The organism is Chryseobacterium vrystaatense (assembly GCF_000737765.1).
In the GTDB taxonomy this organism is placed as follows: domain Bacteria; phylum Bacteroidota; class Bacteroidia; order Flavobacteriales; family Weeksellaceae; genus Chryseobacterium; species Chryseobacterium vrystaatense.
The window spans coordinates 51,281-68,498 of record NZ_JPRI01000010.1 but is presented as its reverse complement, the minus strand read 5'-3'; the positions used below and the strand labels follow the sequence as shown (position 1 = coordinate 68,498).

General features: G+C 39.6%; 12 protein-coding genes. 2 read left to right on the top strand and 10 right to left on the bottom strand.

Translation table 11 applies throughout. The features are described 5' to 3' along the window. Positions 1 to 18 precede the first annotated feature (18 nt). The 4 genes from IW16_RS20495 to IW16_RS20480 form a co-directional block, all read right to left on the bottom strand. Positions 19 to 2,772, bottom strand: a complete 2,754-nt coding sequence (locus tag IW16_RS20495; protein WP_034749024.1) for a TonB-dependent receptor — start codon at positions 2,770 to 2,772, stop codon at positions 19 to 21. A 139-nt stretch (positions 2,773 to 2,911) separates the two neighbouring features. Beyond that, positions 2,912 to 3,925 carry a UDP-N-acetylmuramate dehydrogenase gene (gene murB, locus IW16_RS20490; RefSeq protein ID WP_034749021.1) on the bottom strand — a complete coding sequence of 338 codons (1,014 nt, stop codon included), beginning with the start codon at positions 3,923 to 3,925 and terminating at the stop codon, positions 2,912 to 2,914. 1 nt (position 3,926) lies between these two features. After that, positions 3,927 to 4,415 (bottom strand): hypothetical protein, encoded by a 489-nt coding sequence (locus tag IW16_RS20485; protein WP_223878228.1) that lies wholly within the window; start codon positions 4,413 to 4,415, stop codon positions 3,927 to 3,929. Positions 4,416 to 4,425: 10 nt separating this feature from the next. Next, entirely contained in the window at positions 4,426 to 5,631 is a 1,206-nt protein-coding gene (locus IW16_RS20480; protein WP_034749016.1) for a pyridoxal phosphate-dependent aminotransferase, read from the bottom strand. Between the two features lie 404 nt (positions 5,632 to 6,035). Here IW16_RS20480 and IW16_RS20475 point away from each other — a divergent pair, with 404 nt between their 5' ends. Together IW16_RS20475 and IW16_RS20470 are read left to right on the top strand one after the other, a co-directional pair. After that, positions 6,036 to 7,832 (top strand): T9SS type A sorting domain-containing protein, encoded by a 1,797-nt coding sequence (locus IW16_RS20475; RefSeq protein WP_034749013.1) that lies wholly within the window; start codon positions 6,036 to 6,038, stop codon positions 7,830 to 7,832. Between the two features lie 128 nt (positions 7,833 to 7,960). Further along, complete coding sequence (locus tag IW16_RS20470; protein WP_034749010.1) at positions 7,961 to 8,443, top strand: DUF1801 domain-containing protein; 483 nt, start codon at positions 7,961 to 7,963, stop codon at positions 8,441 to 8,443. A gap of 64 nt (positions 8,444 to 8,507) precedes the next feature. On the opposite strand, the gene IW16_RS20465 is transcribed toward IW16_RS20470, so the two are convergent. The 6 genes from IW16_RS20465 to IW16_RS20440 all read right to left on the bottom strand — a co-directional run bounded on the left by IW16_RS20465 (position 8,508) and on the right by IW16_RS20440 (position 17,124). After that, positions 8,508 to 9,767: a TolC family protein gene (locus IW16_RS20465; RefSeq protein ID WP_034749007.1), complete on the bottom strand. Its 1,260-nt coding sequence runs from the start codon at positions 9,765 to 9,767 to the stop codon at positions 8,508 to 8,510. Further along, on the bottom strand, positions 9,757 to 12,852 hold the full coding sequence (locus IW16_RS20460; protein ID WP_034749004.1) for an efflux RND transporter permease subunit: 3,096 nt from the start codon (positions 12,850 to 12,852) through the stop codon (positions 9,757 to 9,759). The genes IW16_RS20465 and IW16_RS20460 overlap by 11 nt, the downstream gene beginning before the upstream one ends. A 51-nt stretch (positions 12,853 to 12,903) precedes the next feature. Beyond that, positions 12,904 to 13,998, bottom strand: coding sequence for an efflux RND transporter periplasmic adaptor subunit (locus IW16_RS20455; RefSeq protein ID WP_034749715.1), 1,095 nt, complete (start codon positions 13,996 to 13,998; stop codon positions 12,904 to 12,906). A 61-nt stretch (positions 13,999 to 14,059) separates the two neighbouring features. Continuing rightward, a complete protein-coding gene (locus IW16_RS20450) occupies positions 14,060 to 14,755 on the bottom strand; it encodes an MgtC/SapB family protein (RefSeq protein WP_034749001.1) in 696 nt (231 codons plus the stop codon). Positions 14,756 to 15,041: 286 nt separating this feature from the next. After that, positions 15,042 to 16,409 carry a HAMP domain-containing sensor histidine kinase gene (locus IW16_RS20445; protein WP_034748998.1) on the bottom strand — a complete coding sequence of 456 codons (1,368 nt, stop codon included), beginning with the start codon at positions 16,407 to 16,409 and terminating at the stop codon, positions 15,042 to 15,044. A 10-nt stretch (positions 16,410 to 16,419) separates the two neighbouring features. After that, positions 16,420 to 17,124 (bottom strand): response regulator transcription factor, encoded by a 705-nt coding sequence (locus tag IW16_RS20440; protein WP_034748995.1) that lies wholly within the window; start codon positions 17,122 to 17,124, stop codon positions 16,420 to 16,422. Positions 17,125 to 17,218 lie beyond the last annotated feature (94 nt).

The window sequence follows — 17,218 nt, the reverse complement described above, 5'->3', positions numbered from 1 at the left end:
GTTTTCTTTTAATATATATTAAAAATTATAATTTAATTCCATTCCGAAATACGGAGTATTCATTCCTCTTCTGTATACTTTTACATTATTGAAAGTGTAAGGAGCGCTATAGTTGAAAAGTCTGTTGACAAACAGTGAAGTTTTCAAAGCTTTGTAAATACTTTTAGTTACTTTAATATTTCCGGTAAGTGTAAAAGTGGTTTTACGATCCAAATTATCAGTTATTGATACATTTCTTACCAACCACTGCTTGTACATATCTGCTCTGTCGGCATCCGTGAAAGGATGAATAATACCGTCGGCTCCATAATAGGAGATCGGTTCAGCAATTTTTCTGTCATTGATTTGGTAGTTGTATAAACTTCCCTGTACAGAAGCTGAAACAATCAGGTCAAGGCTTGGCAGATACGTGTCAATTAATACATTGTAATTGATATTGGAGTTATTGTATCCGTCATCATTTTTATAAATACCGTAATACGGGAATGGTCCCAGGCCAATTGATACATTGGGTTTGAAAGCAAAAGGAATAGAATTTCTGTATTGGGTTTTGAACCACGCACCGGTAAAAGTAAATCTGGTATTAATAGCTTTGATCCTTGGAGAGGTATATCCGAACTCAATCCCCTGTTTTAAGGTTTCACTTCCATTCTCTGTGACCAGATATGATGCGAGGTTTGTTTTTAATTCATAAGGAACATTCGTAAGGTCCGGACCATTCGGAGTCCATTGCGATAGGTCTACCTGGGTGGCATCATATTGTTTGTAAGACTGTGCTGCTGTATGTACCATATTACGGAAACCATTAGTCATATCTTCTTTAAAATAAGTGATAAAAAGCTCATGGTTTCTATAGCTCAGATCCAAACGTATTTCTTTTTTAATGCTTTTAGCAGCTTCAATTGTCTTGTTTTCTCTGGACTGAACATAGGTCATAAAGTTAACGTAGCGGTATTGCTCGTCATTATGATAATAATTCAGCTGAGTATAGTCCTGATAATCTTTATTAGGATAAAGCATCAGAAGAGTAGGCTGTTTGTAGAAAAGACCATACCCTAAAGTTACATCTGTCTTTAAAGGATAATTGTTGATCATCAGATGTGGCAGACTGTATTGGAAATTCAGTCTCGGTTCTGTAAAAACTTTTTTGCTGATTGCAAACGAGTTGTCAATCCCTAAATTTTTTGACATTCTTAAACCTGCATATAAAGTAAACTTATGCTGATTAAGAGTATAGCTCATCTGGTCTCCCAGAAAAGCAGATAACAGATTGGATGCGGGAAGATCATTATATGCTCTTGGTCTTTCTATGTTAACGGTTGCACTCGGGGGTGTTCTCATGTCATACTGCAGACCTCGTCCGTTATTTTTCGAATATCTCCAGTCAAGTCCTGCCTCATAACTGTGCGTAATTCCTCCCGTTTTCCTGATACCGCTGGCTTTGAAAAATGCAGTAATGTCCAAAGGCTTTCCTTCCGTTGAAAAATTGGTCACGTAGCGAAGGTCAGGATAGAATCCTACGTTTTCACCCTGCTCAGTAGCCAGAGAGAAAGAACGGGGCCCTGAAAGCTGAATCAGTTTTACCTGATCAATCTTTTCAAAACCTTGGCGGATCGCTGTGTTTAAGGTAAGTCTGTTAAAGAAAGAAGCTTTGTCTAACTGATAAATAAAGTTGTTGGTCAGGCTGATTCTTGTATTTTTGGATTCATATTTATCCGTGGAAGGGTATCCGTTATCCGGATCATATTTCTTTTTGTCAATATTCGTTGAGAAGTCAATATTGGATCTCCATTCTAAAGGTCTTGACCATAAAGTCGATACCTTTTTTGAACGGATGGAGGCTGTTATACGCTGATAGTTTTCAAATTCATTGGTAGGATCAGATTTAGAATCAAGGTAATCCATACTGGCACTCAGTTGCCATTTATCGGTTATCTTAAAACCCTTGCTTACATAATATTGCTTGCTGTAACCATCTGCTTTGAATCTCGCCTGTAAGGGAGATTGTCCTATTTTACGTTCTATTTTGATTAATCCCGAAGTAAGGTCTCCATAAGAAGCGGAAGGAATCCCTCTGATGATTTCCACTTTTTCAATATCATTGGTGGAAATCGTTCTCATGTCTACCCCTGAAGAATGGGTTTCCCTTCTCAAAGGTCCTTCCAAAAACTGTCTTGGATCTACTGAAAGCTGCATATCAGCATTAGAATTGATGATGTTGTCATCGATCATAAACTGAATACCAAGGGATGATGTGTTGTATTTATCACTGACGATATTACCTGTATTTTCTCTAAGGGTAGCTTTGTTGGCAGCACTTAGGTTGGGAGATCTTGCCAATCCACCCGGTAACAGCTCCATCAGATCAGTAAAACTTGATGGCTGTAAATGCTGCATTGCCTGTCTGTCTATGATAGACTTAGTGGTTAAGCCTTTGCTTTCTTTTGAAAATACAACTACTTCTTCCAGTTTGTTGACCGGCTGCAACTGAACCGTTAAATTCTGCCCACCGGTTACAGTAATGCTCAGTTCTTTTTCCTGATAATTCGGATGAACAACTTTCAGGTAATGCTTTCCTGTAGATAATAAGAGTGCAGCACTGCCATTCTTGTCTGTAGATGCAGACAGATGGTCAACAGTAATGGAGGCTCCTGGAATCTCCTGGCTTTTTTCGTTAAAAACAGTAACGGTTAACTGGGATTTTTCATCTTGGGCATAAACGAACTGCGTGCAGAAAATGAAAAAGAAAGCGAAAGATAAAAATCTGATCATCTTTATTTTGTCTAAATAAAATTGACCGCAAAAGTATTGAAATTAACAACACGATTAAATACTTATTTAGAATAAATTAAAATAATTGATAAAAATCAGAAATATAATCCAGAAAAGTTTACATAATATCCCGCTGGATTTATATAATATTCACCTCTCTTTCCAGCTCTATACCGAACTTTTCCTGTACTGAACTGATGATTGCTGTAGAAAAATCAAATATTTCTTTGCCTGTAGCATTTCCTGTCATATTGACTATGACCAGTGCCTGAAGTTTGTGTGACGCTACATTACCGATCTGTTTCCCTTTCCATCCGCATTGCTCGATCAGCCATCCGGCAGGTACTTTTACAACGTCTCCGTTGGGGTAGCCTGGAATGTTTTCAAATCTTAGTTTTAAGTCTTCAAACTGAGCGAGAGGGATTGTGGGATTTTTAAAAAAGCTTCCTGCATTTCCTGTTTCTTTGGGATCAGGAAGTTTGCTTTGTCTGATGTTGATAACCGCTTTGGAAACATCCTGAATGGTAGGATGAGTGATTGCTGAATTTTCCAACTCAGTTTTTATGGCACCATACTCTGTTTTGATATGGTGATCTTTCTTCGTTAATTTAAAACTAACTTCCAAAATAACATGTCTTCCTTTTCCTTCCTGTTTGAAAATAGAATCCCTGTACCCGAAATGACACTGCTCAAGACTGAAGGTTTTAAGTTCAAGATCTGTCAGATCCAAAACGGTACAGCTTATAAAAATATCTTTTATTTCAGTTCCGTACGCTCCGATATTCTGCATCGGTGAAGTACCTACATTTCCCGGAATCAAAGAAAGATTCTCCAGCCCGCCATAGTTTTTTTTCAGGGTGTACATCACAAATTCATGCCAGTTTTCTCCTGCTTTTGCTGTTACCAGGATTTCGTTCTCATTGATATCTTTTTCGTCAATTCCTTTTAGGCTGAGTTTAATGGCAAGACCGTCAAAATCTTTTGTAAAAAGGATATTGCTTCCACCTCCTAAAAATAAAACCTGCAGAGCATGGTCTTTGGAGTAATTAACAGCATCCTTAAGTTCTTCGATAGTTTGTACTTCAATAAAGTATTTTGCATTGATATCAACACCGAATGTATTATAAGGTTTTAAGGAAATATTTTCTTGCATATTATTGGTATTCTGTTGGAAGAATGATGCTGAGTTGTTCTTTAAACTGTTTCAGCTGTTTGTAATGCAGTGTATCTGCATAAGAATTGACGTAGATATGAGACTTTTTGGGAGTTCTGATCTGAAAAGTTTCGTCGATGCCATCTACAGACTGCTTGCTGGGTGAGCTTTCTATTTCATCAAGATCTTTAGTATTGATCGAGGAAATAAGATGATTCCAGGTTTGAACACTAATGGCTGAATCCCATTCCTGATGAGTCTGGCGGGCAGTGATACCTTTTTCAGCGTGTATGGAGTCTCTGGTAACTTTAATGATTGTATAGTCTCCCTCGTCACCCCCTACATTGGATAAACTGATAAAAGTTATTCCATTCGGATCTTTATGACTGGGTAAAGTCTTTTCTTTTTTTTGGTCACAGGAAAAAAATGCCGGCAGCAAAAACATTGAAAACAATATTTTGAGAGGTATGTTTTTTATTGCCGGCATCATAGATTATATTTTAGAGACTAAATTCTTCTCTGTATTTTTTCAAAGCCTGTTTAAGAATTTCAGCACTTCTCTTAAGGTCTTCCTCTTTAAGGACATAAGCAATTCTAACCTGTTTTTTTCCTAATTCAGGATCGCTGTAGAAACCTCCTGCCGGAGCTACCATAATCGTTTCCTTATTAAGAGAATATTTTTCTAAAAGCCATTGTGCGAATTTCTCAGTATCATCTACAGGAAGTTCAGCTACACAGTAGAATGCTCCTCTTGGCTTAGGACAAATAACACCTGGAATAGCGTTAAGAAGGTCCACCAATACATTTCTTCGGTGAGTATATTCTTCTCTTACTGCTCTGATGTAAGCTCCGTCGTTCTGATGTGCTGCAGTGGCTGCGATCTGGCCCAAAAGAACAGGGCTCAGTCTTGCCTGTGCAAAAAGCATTGCTGCATCATGGATCTTTTTAGAACGGGTCAGCATACATCCGATTCTTACTCCACACATAGAATAACGCTTGGATTCTGAATCAATGATGATACAGTTTTCGCTTAGTTCAGGGAAATCCAACATAGAAATTTGCTGCTTTCCATCATAAACATATTCTCTGTATACTTCATCAGAGATCACAACGATATCATATTTCAAAGCAATTTCTGCCAGTTTCTGAAGTTCTTCACGGGTGTAAAGATATCCTGTAGGGTTACCTGGGTTGCAGATAACGATTGCTCTTGTTTTTTCTGTAATTTTTTTCTCAAATTCTTCAATCGGAGGAAGAGCAAAACCTGTGTCAATCGTAGATGGAACTGCTACAACATGTACATTGAAGGTACTGGTAAAACCATTGTAGTTCGCATAATATGGCTCAGGAATGATCACTTCATCACCGTCATCACATAAAGTGGAAATTGCAAAATTTAAGGCTTCAGAACCTCCGTTGGTTACAATGAAGTTATCGGGTGTAAGATCCGAAAACCCTAAAGTATGATAATAATCCGTAAGGGCTCTTCTGTACTCTATATTACCTTCAGAAAGTGCATATTCCAATACTTTAAGATCGATGTTCTTTAAAGCATTTAAAGCGGTTTCCGGTGTTTCAATATCAGGCTGTCCGATATTAAGGTGATATACTTTTATTCCCTGCTGTTTCGCTTTTAAAGCGTAAGGAACCAGTTTTCTTACCGGCGATGGCGGCATATGCTGTGCTCTGTTTGAAATATTCGGCATTGTTCAAAAAATTTGTATGGCAAAAATAAGATTTAATTTCTCAATAATAAAATAACCTGTTATCCATTTTGAGTGCTTTTTAATTGTTTTGGAAATCAATAAATTAAAATTGATTGTTGCCTGTTCTTTTGATTGCCAGTGTAATCCTTTTAATTTATGCTTGATACTGGTCGTCAGTTTGTTCGAAATATTTAAATGTTGGAGATTGGTTATAGGTCAAAATGATTGAAATTGTTAAAATAATACATTAAAATGTGAATAAAATATTTGGTTAGAACGTAATTTTTCTATATAGGTGAATATGTTGATATCTTAAGTTTATTGATATTTATTTGAATATTTTACAACAATACCAGTTTTGTATTGTATTTTTTATTAAATTTCGACGATAATAAAAAATAATCATGAAAGTAAAATTACCTTTTAGAGCTTTACCTGCTATAGCTCTTTTTGCGGCATCGGTTCTGAGTGCCCAAAATTTTCAGCCAATGCCTGTCCAGTCGGGATATACGGCAGATGTCATTGCTAACGATGTGGGTCCTGCGTCAAACTCTACGTCGGAGGATGTTGACGGAGTATCGTTTGCGTTTGTAGCGAGAGATTTTAAACTTACCGCTACAAGTACACCTATTACTTATGGACTTCCGGTTAACGGCATCATTAATTCTGCCGTGGCTTCTACACCGGGATTAAGCTTTAACCTGGGAGATCTGTACGGAAACAACTCCCTGAAAATTGCCAGTAATACTGCGGGAAGCAATAGTGGAACACTGGCATTTGTAACACCACTTGCTGCTTTTAAAGTATATATGCTTGCTACGGGCGGGAGTGGGCCATGTACAGTTAATGTAACTGTAAACTTTACCGATACTACCTCACAGACATTCTCGGGAGTAAGTATCTCAGACTGGTATGATGGGGGCAACTACGCCATTCGTGGAATTGGAAGGATCAATAGAAACAATAATGTTTTGGAAGCAAATTCTACCAATCCGAGACTGTATCAGAGTATGTTGACTATTGATGCGGCCAACCAGACGAAACCTATTCAAAGTATTACGGTAACCAAGGTAAGCGGATCAGGAATTGCTAATGTTTTTGCTTTTTCAGCAGATGCGTATACTGATTGTGTTGCTCCTACACTTCAGCCTGTGGGAACCCTTACGTCAAGTTCTGCTCAGGTTTCATGGACGGTACCAGGCAGTGTTCAGGCGGTAAGCTATGATGTGTATTACAGTACTACCAACACTGCTCCAACAACTTCAACGGCACCAAATCATACAGGAATTACAGGAACTTCCTTTACTATTCCATCATTATCATCAAGTACGGTTTACTATTATTGGGTAAGAACCCATTGCAGTAGTGCGACAGCTCAGAGTGGCTGGTCGTTATCAGGAACATTTACTACTTTATGCGGAACTGTAGTTCCATCTTATACTAATGATTTCAGTAGTTTCCCTGGAACATGCTGGACCAGAAATCTTTCAGGAGGTACCCCTGCTACAGGCCCTAGCGGAACAACCGCTTACTGGGAGTCGGGAGGATTCCTGGGGACAGGATCTGGCGGATCTGCCACGATTAATTTATATAATACCGGAAGAACAGGCTGGCTTAAAACGTTGCCTTTTAACCTTTCCGGAGCTACCTATAAAGTGAAATTTGATTATGGAGTAGCTGCTTATGCGAGTACCGATGCTTCACCAATGGGCTCAGATGATATTATTCAGTTTTTGGTTTCCAATGATGGCGGAACCACATGGACTGTTCTGGAGACCTGGAATGAGTCTAATGCACCAACCAATGAATCTACGCAGTATGTATACACTTTAACGGGATACAACAGTGCCAATACCGTATTTGCTTTTTACGGAACAGATGGAACAGTAAATGATGATCCTGACTATAATTTTTATGTGGATAACTTTACCGTTGAAAATGCCCAGTTGAGCACTTTAGAAGTAAAAAAGGATGTAAAGAAAGTATCCGTTCATCCTAATCCATTTAAAGATGTACTTTATATTTCAGATAGCAGAGAGGTGAAATCTGTGACGGTAGGAGATGCTTCAGGCAGAACCGTGAAAACTTTCACCGGATCAGTGAAAGAACTTGATCTTAATATGCTGAATACAGGTTTGTATTTTGTTACGATTTATTTCAAAGACGGATCGCAGTCTACTGTGAAGACGATCAAAAAATAATTTTTTTTAATGTCAATAAAGTTGGGCGGCAGTGCATTGATGTACTGCCGCTTTTTTTGTGGATTAAATTTTTGAATCAGAATGTCCATAAATTTTGTTATTTTGGAAGAATATAAAACTTGAACAAAATGCAAATTCCAGCTGACTCTGTAGCCGATTATATCTCTAAAATTCCTGAGGAAAGACAGGAGGTATTTAAGAAATTGTTTAATACCGTGAGTGCCAATTTGCCGAAGGGCTTTCAGGAAGCTGTCAGTTACGGGATGGTAGGTTGGGATGTTCCTCTGGAAACTTACCCTGCCGGATACCACTGTACGCCTGGCTCACCGCTGCCTTTTATGGGACTGGCTTCTCAGAAAAATTTCATTGCACTGTATCATATGGGAATCTATGCAGACCCTGAATTACTCGATTGGTTTGTCAGCGAATATCCTAAATATTCAAAACGAAAACTGGATATGGGGAAATCCTGTATCCGCTTCAAAAAAACGGATGATATTCCTTTTGAACTCATTGCAGAACTCAGTAAAAAAATGGCTGTGAAAGATTGGATTGACAGATATGAAACTCAGTTTAAAAAAACAAAAGAGCCTGTTCCCAAAAAGAAATAGGCCCTGTATTAAAAGATAACGTTTATTGCAAACTGCGAGTATTGTTAAAGAGGTGTCATTCCTATTAAAAATCAATATCCCATAGTCCCGTTTTGCGTTCCAGTTCTATAAGTGCCGTGGCGTTATCGGCAAGAGTTTCAATATAACGCTGTCTGATGTCATTATAGGTTCTCTGGGCATTCAGGACTTCAAGAATTGAACTTTCACCTCTCCGATAACTGTAGCTGATTCCATCAAGAATATTTTTAGCCTCCGAAAGCATACCATGATCAAACTGTTTCAACTGTTTCTGTGTTGCCTGATACTGCTGATAGGCCTGTCTGACTTCTGCCAGGATGCTGTTTTCAATCTGTTTGTATTCTGTTTCGGCTTGCATTCGACCCATTTCAGCTATTTTAAGATCAGCATTTCTCCGGTTTGAAAACTTCAGCGGAATACTGGCTCCAATTTTAACTGCATTGACAGCGGGTGAGGGAGCAATTTCATTCGTTGCCCAGGTATGATGTTCAGCTCCTAAACTCAGGCCCAGATCGATGACACGATTAGCCTTTTCAAGTTTCACCAAGCTGGCTGCAGTATTGATGTTCTGTTTTGATGCAAGCAGATCTGCCCTGGTAGTAACCGCCTCCAGAATAAGATCCTCAGGATTAAACTCTCTGTTAAAAGCATGCAAATCTCCCTTGATGTCATGTTCTTCTGCAACTGTTCCCATGAAAATTGAAAGGGAGGAAAGCGCCTGCTTGCTGCTGCTTTCTGTCATGTACAAATCATTCAGTAAAGAAGAAGCTTCCAGTCTGCTTTGTCTGGAGGCGACAAGAGTAATAGCTCCCAGTTTGTATCTGATGCTGTCTGATTTGGCGAGTTGCTGCATGCTGAGATAAGAATCTTTCTGAACCTCCACAAGAGCTTTTGCTTTTAAAGCTTCAATATATCCCAGGGAAGCATCCGCGATTAAATTTCTTAAAAAGTCCTGAAGCTGAAGCTTCGAATATTCTGCATGATTCTTTGCTGACTCTATCCTTGCTTTCCTTTTGTTTCCAAGTTCCAGAGTCCAGCTTAATGAAGTTCCTATTGTATAACCCATCTTTTTGGAAACCCCATTGTCTGAGGTTTCCATTTCAAGCTGAGGGTCCGGAAAGATTCCCGCGGTCAGGATAGAAGCTTCGGCCATACTGATATTGTATTTCTGAGCTGCATAGCCTAGATTTTTTTCTTTGACCTCGTTCAGATAAGCGGTGAAATTTAAGATTTCCTTCTCCTGGCCTTTCAAAGAGCAGTGAAAAGAGATCCCGAATGATATGATAAAAATGATTTTAGACTTCATCTGATGTTAATTTTTGTTTGTCAAAATGATACTCTGCGAGATAATAAATTGCCGGCAGGATGAATAAAGTAAGGAGTGTAGAAAACATAAGTCCATAGACGATCACTGTAGCCAAAGGCCTCTGCACATCAGAACCTATTCCTGTAGCCAATGATGCCGGAAATAATCCTATGACGGCAACGGAAGCGGTCATCAGGACAGGCCTGAAGCGGTCTTCTGCTCCTTTTGTAACCGAAGTTTTTAAATCAAATCCCTGCTTTCTGAGTGTATTGATATGGGATACCATGATTACTCCGTTTTGTACCGCAACTCCAAACAGCGCAATAAATCCAACTGCGGAAGATACATTTAAAGTCATTCCCCGGAGATTCAGCGCCAGCATTCCGCCAAATAAAGCAAGAGGAATAATGCTCATCAGGACGAGCGCCTGTCTGAAGCTTCCGAATGCCCCATAAAGTAACAGGAACATTACAGATAATGCCAGTGGAACTATAAAAGCCAATCGCGAATAAGCTCTGTTCTTATTCTCAAACTGACCGCCCCATTTGATCTGATATTTTTGATGGTCATAGCGGATATTTTTCTCAATAGTACTCTGTGCCTCCGTCAGAAAAGAAGAAAGATCACGGTCTCTTAAATTTAGTTTTACGGTGAGGTGTCTCTTATTCATTTCTCTGGTGATTGTACTTTCGCCGGTGCTTAATTTGATCTCAGCGACTTGTGATAAAGGTATTTTGGCTCCCGAAGCTGAAGTCAGCATAAGATTTCCTACTTTATCCGGAGTATTACGGCTGTCTTCGGCATACCGGCACGAAATGTCATAAACCTTATTGCCAATGAAGATCTGTGAGATCGCCTTTCCTCCCAAAGCGGTTTCTATGAGGTCTGCAACATCGGAAACATTCAGTCCATACTGAGCGATTTTATCACGATCTGCAATGATTTGAAGCTGGGGAAGCGGAGGTTCCTGATCAATAGCAAGATCTACAGATCCCGGAATCTTTTTTAGGGTGGAAAGGATCTGTTCTGCAATTTTCCTTGTTCCGCTAAAATCATCTCCATACACTTTTACTACCAGTTCGCTGTGGGCACCGGAGATTTTATCCATAACCCCGTCGATCATGGGTTGGGAGAATCCTACTGAGAATCCCGGCATATTTTTATAATCATCAGCAAGTTCTTTGATGAGGTCAGCTTTGGTTTTTCCGGAAGCCCATTCCTTATAAGGTTTTATTCCTACAGAAACTTCAAAGTGAGAAGCGGTCCATGGATCGGTCCCGTCATCGTTTCTTCCTGCCTGAACCATCACATAAGTGACTTCAGAATGTTTCATGGTCTCAGTACGCAATGCATCACTCATTTCCTTAGCTTTGTCCAGTGAAATTCCCGGAGGGAGCTGTACCTGCAGCCATATGGAGCCTTCATCCAGTTCCGGAAGAAAGTCTTTACCGACCATAGCACAAAGGAAACCAGCAGCAAGCAGGATGACACCTGCGGGAATCAGCATTTTTTTTGGAGTGTTTATGATCCTGTCAATTCTTTTACCATAAAGACTGCTTATTTTTTCAAGCCATCGGTTATGGAATATTTTCTGAGGCTTTTTGTAAATAACATACGCCAGCCCCGGAATTAATATCAGTGCTGCAGCTAAAGCTCCAAGTAAGGCATATCCAATGGTAAAAGCCATCGGTGTGAAAAGTTTCTTTTCTACCCGCTCAAAAGCAAACAGAGGAAGATAGGCCGTAATGATTATAATGGTGGAAAAGAAGATAGGTTTCGCAATTTCTGTAGCTCTCTGGATAATTGTTTTTTCTTCCAGTTCTTTTTCCGGTTCTTCTTCTCTCTTTTTTAAAATAACTTCCAGCATGACGATTGATCCGTCTACAATGATTCCAAAGTCTATAGCGCCTAATGACAAAAGATTAGCAGGGATATTGGTAAAGTACATCAGGATGAATGCAATAAGCAGTGAGAGAGGAATGGTAATGGCGACAAGTAATGCTCCTCTCCAGCTTCCCAGAAATACAATCAGAATAATAATGACTAAAACAATACCCTCCGTTAAAGTATGGGTTACAGTTGTCAAAGTTGTATTCACCAGATCGGTTCTGTCCAGATACGAATGAATTTTAACTCCTGCGGGAAGAATACTCCCATTGAGCTCATCAATAGCTGTATGAACATCTTTTAAAACAGAGGACGGATTCTGTCCTTTCAGCAGTAATACAATTCCTCCTGCACTTTCGTTGTAGTTTCTTTTTCTGTCTGTATATCCCAGGATGCCTTTTCTTTCTATATTACCGTATTTCAGGGTTCCTACATCATTTAAAAAAATAGGCACGCCTTTTTCTGTTTTGATGACGATTTTTCCCAGATCATCCAGATCTTTGATCAGTCCTATTCCGCGGACGACATACGCAAGATCTCCCCTGGGGAGCATGCTTCCCCCTGCATTGCTGTTATTTTTGGTAATCGTTTCTGTGACCTCGGATAAAGAAAGTCCATATTGATCAAGCTTTTGAGGATCCAACTCAATCTGGAACTGTGTAGTGATTCCGCCAAAGTTCGTCACGTCTGCAATACCGGTGACCTGTTTGATTTTTGGAATGATGACGAAATTCTGCAAATCAGTAAGTTCTCTCAGACTTTGGCCGTTACCCTCGATAATATAGCGGTAAATTTCTCCTACAGGAGAGGTTAAAGGATCAAGTCCCGGCTGAGCATTGTACGGAAGTTCTGCCTCGGAAAGTCGTTCCTGGATGCGTTGTCTTGCCCAGTAATCATCGACACCATCATCAAAAACCATTGTGATAATAGATAGTCCAAAGGTGCTTTTACTCCTCATAATATGCATTCCCGGCAGACCGTTAAGTGATCTTTCCAGAGGAATCGTGATCTGCTGTTCTATTTCTTCAGCAGCAAGCCCGGGAACCTGAGTGACTACCTGTGAAGTAGTGTCGGCAATATCAGGATAAGCTTCCACAGAGAGTTTGGTCCAGGAATAATATCCGAAAATTCCTAGCAGCAGGAAGAGGGCAAGCATCAGCCATCTCTTCTGTATAGAGAGTGTGAGTAATCTTTTCATAAGATTGATTTAATAGTACGGACAATGAAGATTCCGACTTTTCAAAGGTTATTATTTTGTATCCGGCATATAAATTCCTCCCTGAACCATGATGATATCTCCGGGTTGAAGTCCAGAACGGATTCTTACTTTTTTTTCAGAAGTATTGCCTGGAATAACGATACGTTTTGTAAAGCTGCTGACTCCTGTTTTTATCCATGTGTACTGCTGGTCCCCCTGCTGCATTAATGCACCGGAAGGAATGACCACTGCTTTTTCTGTTCCTGCCGAATAAGTAATGGCTGCGAACATTCCAGGTTTTAATTTTCTTTGTGGATTATCACATTGGATCAGAACCTTAATACTTCGTGTATCTTCATCTACCAGTTCACTGATGTGATACACTTTTCCGGTGATCTCCATATCAGGATAGGTATTGACTTTCACAGATACGGGATCTCCCTGACTGATGAAGCGAATGTCCTTCTCTTTTACAGAGCCCGTGATCCATACTTTTGAAAGTTCAGCGACTGTTACGACTGGTTCAGAATCTTCTTTCAGATACTGTCCGGTGACAATTTTGCTGGAAATAATTTCTCCGCTGATCGGTGCTTTTACCATATAAGTTCCTCCTGAACCCTTACTGTTATAAGCATTTAATGTTGAGGAAGCGTTGGATAGGGAAGTCTTTTTATTTTGATATTCCGTTTCAGCTTCTTCCAGTTCCTTTTGTATGCCGACACCATGTTTGACCAAATCCTGTTGGCGTTTGTAGTTTTTTTCTGCAAGACGTACATCATTCAACGCATCGGAATAGTCCTTTTGAACGGAAGAGTATCCTGGAGCAAGAATCTCAAAAATAGGACTTCCTGCACGAACGCTTTGTCCAATATTCACAAAGGATCTGATAACCCTTCCCGAAAAAGGACTTGCGATTTCTGCATAATTATTCGGAATGGTTTCGATGGTTCCTGCGGATGTAATCGCGTTGCTGTATTCCTGTTCTGTAACGGTTTCAGTCAAAATTTTCTTTAATACCGGATTGTTGTCCGTTATGGTAACATGGTTTCCTTCAATCCTGAACGTCTCTTTCTGCTGAGGTTCGGTTTTTTTATCATGACAGGAAATAATCAGGATGAGAATGGGGAATAAGAATAATGTTTTCATAGCGAATATGTTCATAAGTCTTGGATTATTTTGAAGAATCATTTTACATTGAGTTTTAAGTTTATAAATCGTTTTCGGTTCCGATAATCTCCCAACTTACTCTGGTGATTTTGTCCTCCAGAGTAAGTCTGCTGATCGCTTTTTCGATGATGCTGTCTTGAGGGGAAGAAGAATATACCTCGGCCGAAATAATAATGTTTTCGGGTGTTTCAGTATCGTTGCTGGTTAGTGATTTTAATAAGACCTGATCGGTTGAATTGAAAGACTGCATGAGCAATACTCTTGCATGGTTTTCAATTTCAGTTCTGCATTTAATCGTAATAAGATATTCGGAGGTGCTTGTACGGATAGTTTTTGAGCCTAAGGTCTTCCCCAAAGGTCGCAATATGGTATGGATGAGGATAATAAAACCAGCAGTGATTCCTGCTTCGGCCACAAACCCCAAAGCAGCCAGTGAACCTACAGAGGCAGAGCACCAGATCGTTGCAGCGGTATTCAGTCCACGTACGGTGAGCCCGTCTTTCATGATCACACCTCCGCCAAGAAAACCAATGCCACTGACGATGTATGAGGCTATTCTTCCGGTCGCATCACCTCCGATTCTAAGGGATAATAAAACAAATGCTGCTGATCCTAAACATACCAGTGTATTGGTTCTGAGGCCAGCATTCTTCTGATGCCACTGTCTTTCAAAGCCGATTGATGCACCCAAAATAAGAGCGGTCAGTAAGCGGATAGCAAATTCTAATGTATTCATAACTTTTTCTTTTTGCAGGCCTTTATTCAGGCATACAGAAAAAGCATGCTCAGAAAAGCCTTAAGGTTGACAATAACTGGAAGGATCGGTGTCCATAGTTTGAATTATTTTCCTGCAAAAGTAGAAGTAACGGCTGTGGTAAGCCGTTAGAGATGCTTTAGAAAGTTATTAGAATTCTATTAGAGAAGTTAGAAGTTAGAAGTTAGAAGTTTTGGATGCTGAAGTTGATATTGTGGCTAAATATCTAACTTCTAATATCTGACATCTAATGTCTGATATCTTGTATCTACACCCCATACATATCAAAAATAATATGGAAGGTAGTGGTGTTTTCATGGGAAAAAGCCACGATTCGGGCGTTGTGTAGATCGATGATCTTTTGGGTAAGGTACAGTCCTATTCCGTATCCTTTTTTATTAAATGAGTTTTCTGCTCTGTAAAAAGGTTTGAATATGCTTTGTTGATCCTGTGCTGAAACAGGCATTCCATTATTCATAAATTTGACCGAAAGATGGTTGGAAACGATCGCAACATCTATCAGGCAGGTCCCATCCGAAGCATATTTACAGGCGTTATCGATAAGATTGTTGAATGCCACCAAAAGAAGATATGGATTTCCTGTCTGGATCAGTTTCTGCTCATCCATCTCAGGATCAATATTCAGACTGATGGTATACTGGGGATTTTCTTTTCTGGTTTTAGCATAAGAATCCATCAGGATTTCATCAATTCTGATTTCCGAAAAACTGATTTCTGCAGGGTCATAGCTGGCTTTGGCAAGATCCATTAAACTTCCGGACAGCTTACTCATATTTTTCACATCTGTTAGGGCATTGCTGATGATCTTTTGATATTCGTCCGGGGTGTAATTTTTCTGAAGAGCCAGTTCCAGCTCGGCAGTCATGGCAGCAAGCGGGGTATTCAGTTCGTGGGAAATATTGGAAACAAAATGTTTTTGTGTACTGAAAGAATGGTCCAGTCTTTCCAGCATTTGATTGAAGTTTTTTTCAAGTTCGTGAAATTCTCCTTTTTCTTCAGATTCATCCAGTCTCAACTGTAGTTTTCCTGCATTAATCCGTTGGATCTGTTCTACCATTTTCACTGCGGGACTGAGTGCTTTTTTCGAAAGAAAAAGACCCGCCAGATAAATAAGCAAGAGGATAATGATAAATGAAATAATGCTGATGGTCAGCAAATGATTAATGGAGTTGTAGCCATATTGATCATAGGCAGCAGCTGTAATGGCATATTGCTTTCCGTTATGAGAATACACTATTCCCGCCACCTGAAGATCATCTAAAAAGAAAAACAGCTGCTTACTTTTAAAGATCTTTGAGAGCATTGCCGGATTCTCTTTTACATAGTCCACTTTTGAGTCATCATGATACACCAAATGGAAACCGGAATCATAAATAGCGACCTGAACCTCGCTTAAAGTCTGTGTATTGTTTTTGTAAAGCTCATGCATTTCCTTTTCGCTTAAAGCACCCTGGAAAAACAGGTTGGCTTTGGCAACTGCTTCACTTTTAAGTTCCGTATAAAATGAAGTTTCCCTGGCTTCTTTTGAGGAATAGTAGACAGCCGCGCCATAAAAGCTGATAAGCATGGCGGTCACTAATGTAAACAGTAAAGTAAGTCTGGTCCTAACTTTCATACCGGATCTTTTAAATATTGGAACTGCCTTCGTAGTCTTTTTTCAAAATGAAACCCATACCTGCTTTGGTATGAATCAGCTTGGTCTCAAAGTTTCGGTCTATTTTTTTTCTGATATAATTAATGTAAACATCAATAAAATTTGTACCTGTGTCAAAATGCGTGTCCCAGACATTTTCTGCGATCTCATGACGGGAAAGAACCCTTTCAGGATTTTCAAGCAGAAACTTCATCAGATTGAATTCTTTTGGGGTAAGTTTTACCGGACTTCCGGAGCGGGTGACGGTTTTCAATTTCAGATCCATTTCAATATCTTCATACTGGAGCATTGATGAGGTTTCCGGACGGTAAGTAGAATATCTCTTAAGCAGAACCTTAGCTCTGGCTGTAAGTTCACGCATCTCAAACGGTTTTGTAAGATAATCATCGGCTCCTGAATCAAAACCATCCAGTTTGTCATCTGTGGTTCCTAGTGCTGTAAGCATGATAACCGGGATTTCAGGTTTTAGGACCTTAATCTCTTTACAGAATTCCAATCCGTTTTTGCGGGGAAGAATAATGTCTGTAATAATGAGATCGAAGTTCAGTAATTCAGCCAGCTTCAGGGCTGTTTCACCATCAGTAGCTGTGTTTACCTCCATATCATTTTCCATCAGTCCTCTCGCAATCAGCTGCGAAAGTCTTTTATCATCTTCAACTAACAGGATATGAGGCATAGAAGTCAGGTTTTATTACTGTCCTGCAAAGGTAATCAAGTATTTTTACATACATATAAAGAATGCAATTTGTAAATTTGACCGCTCAATGATA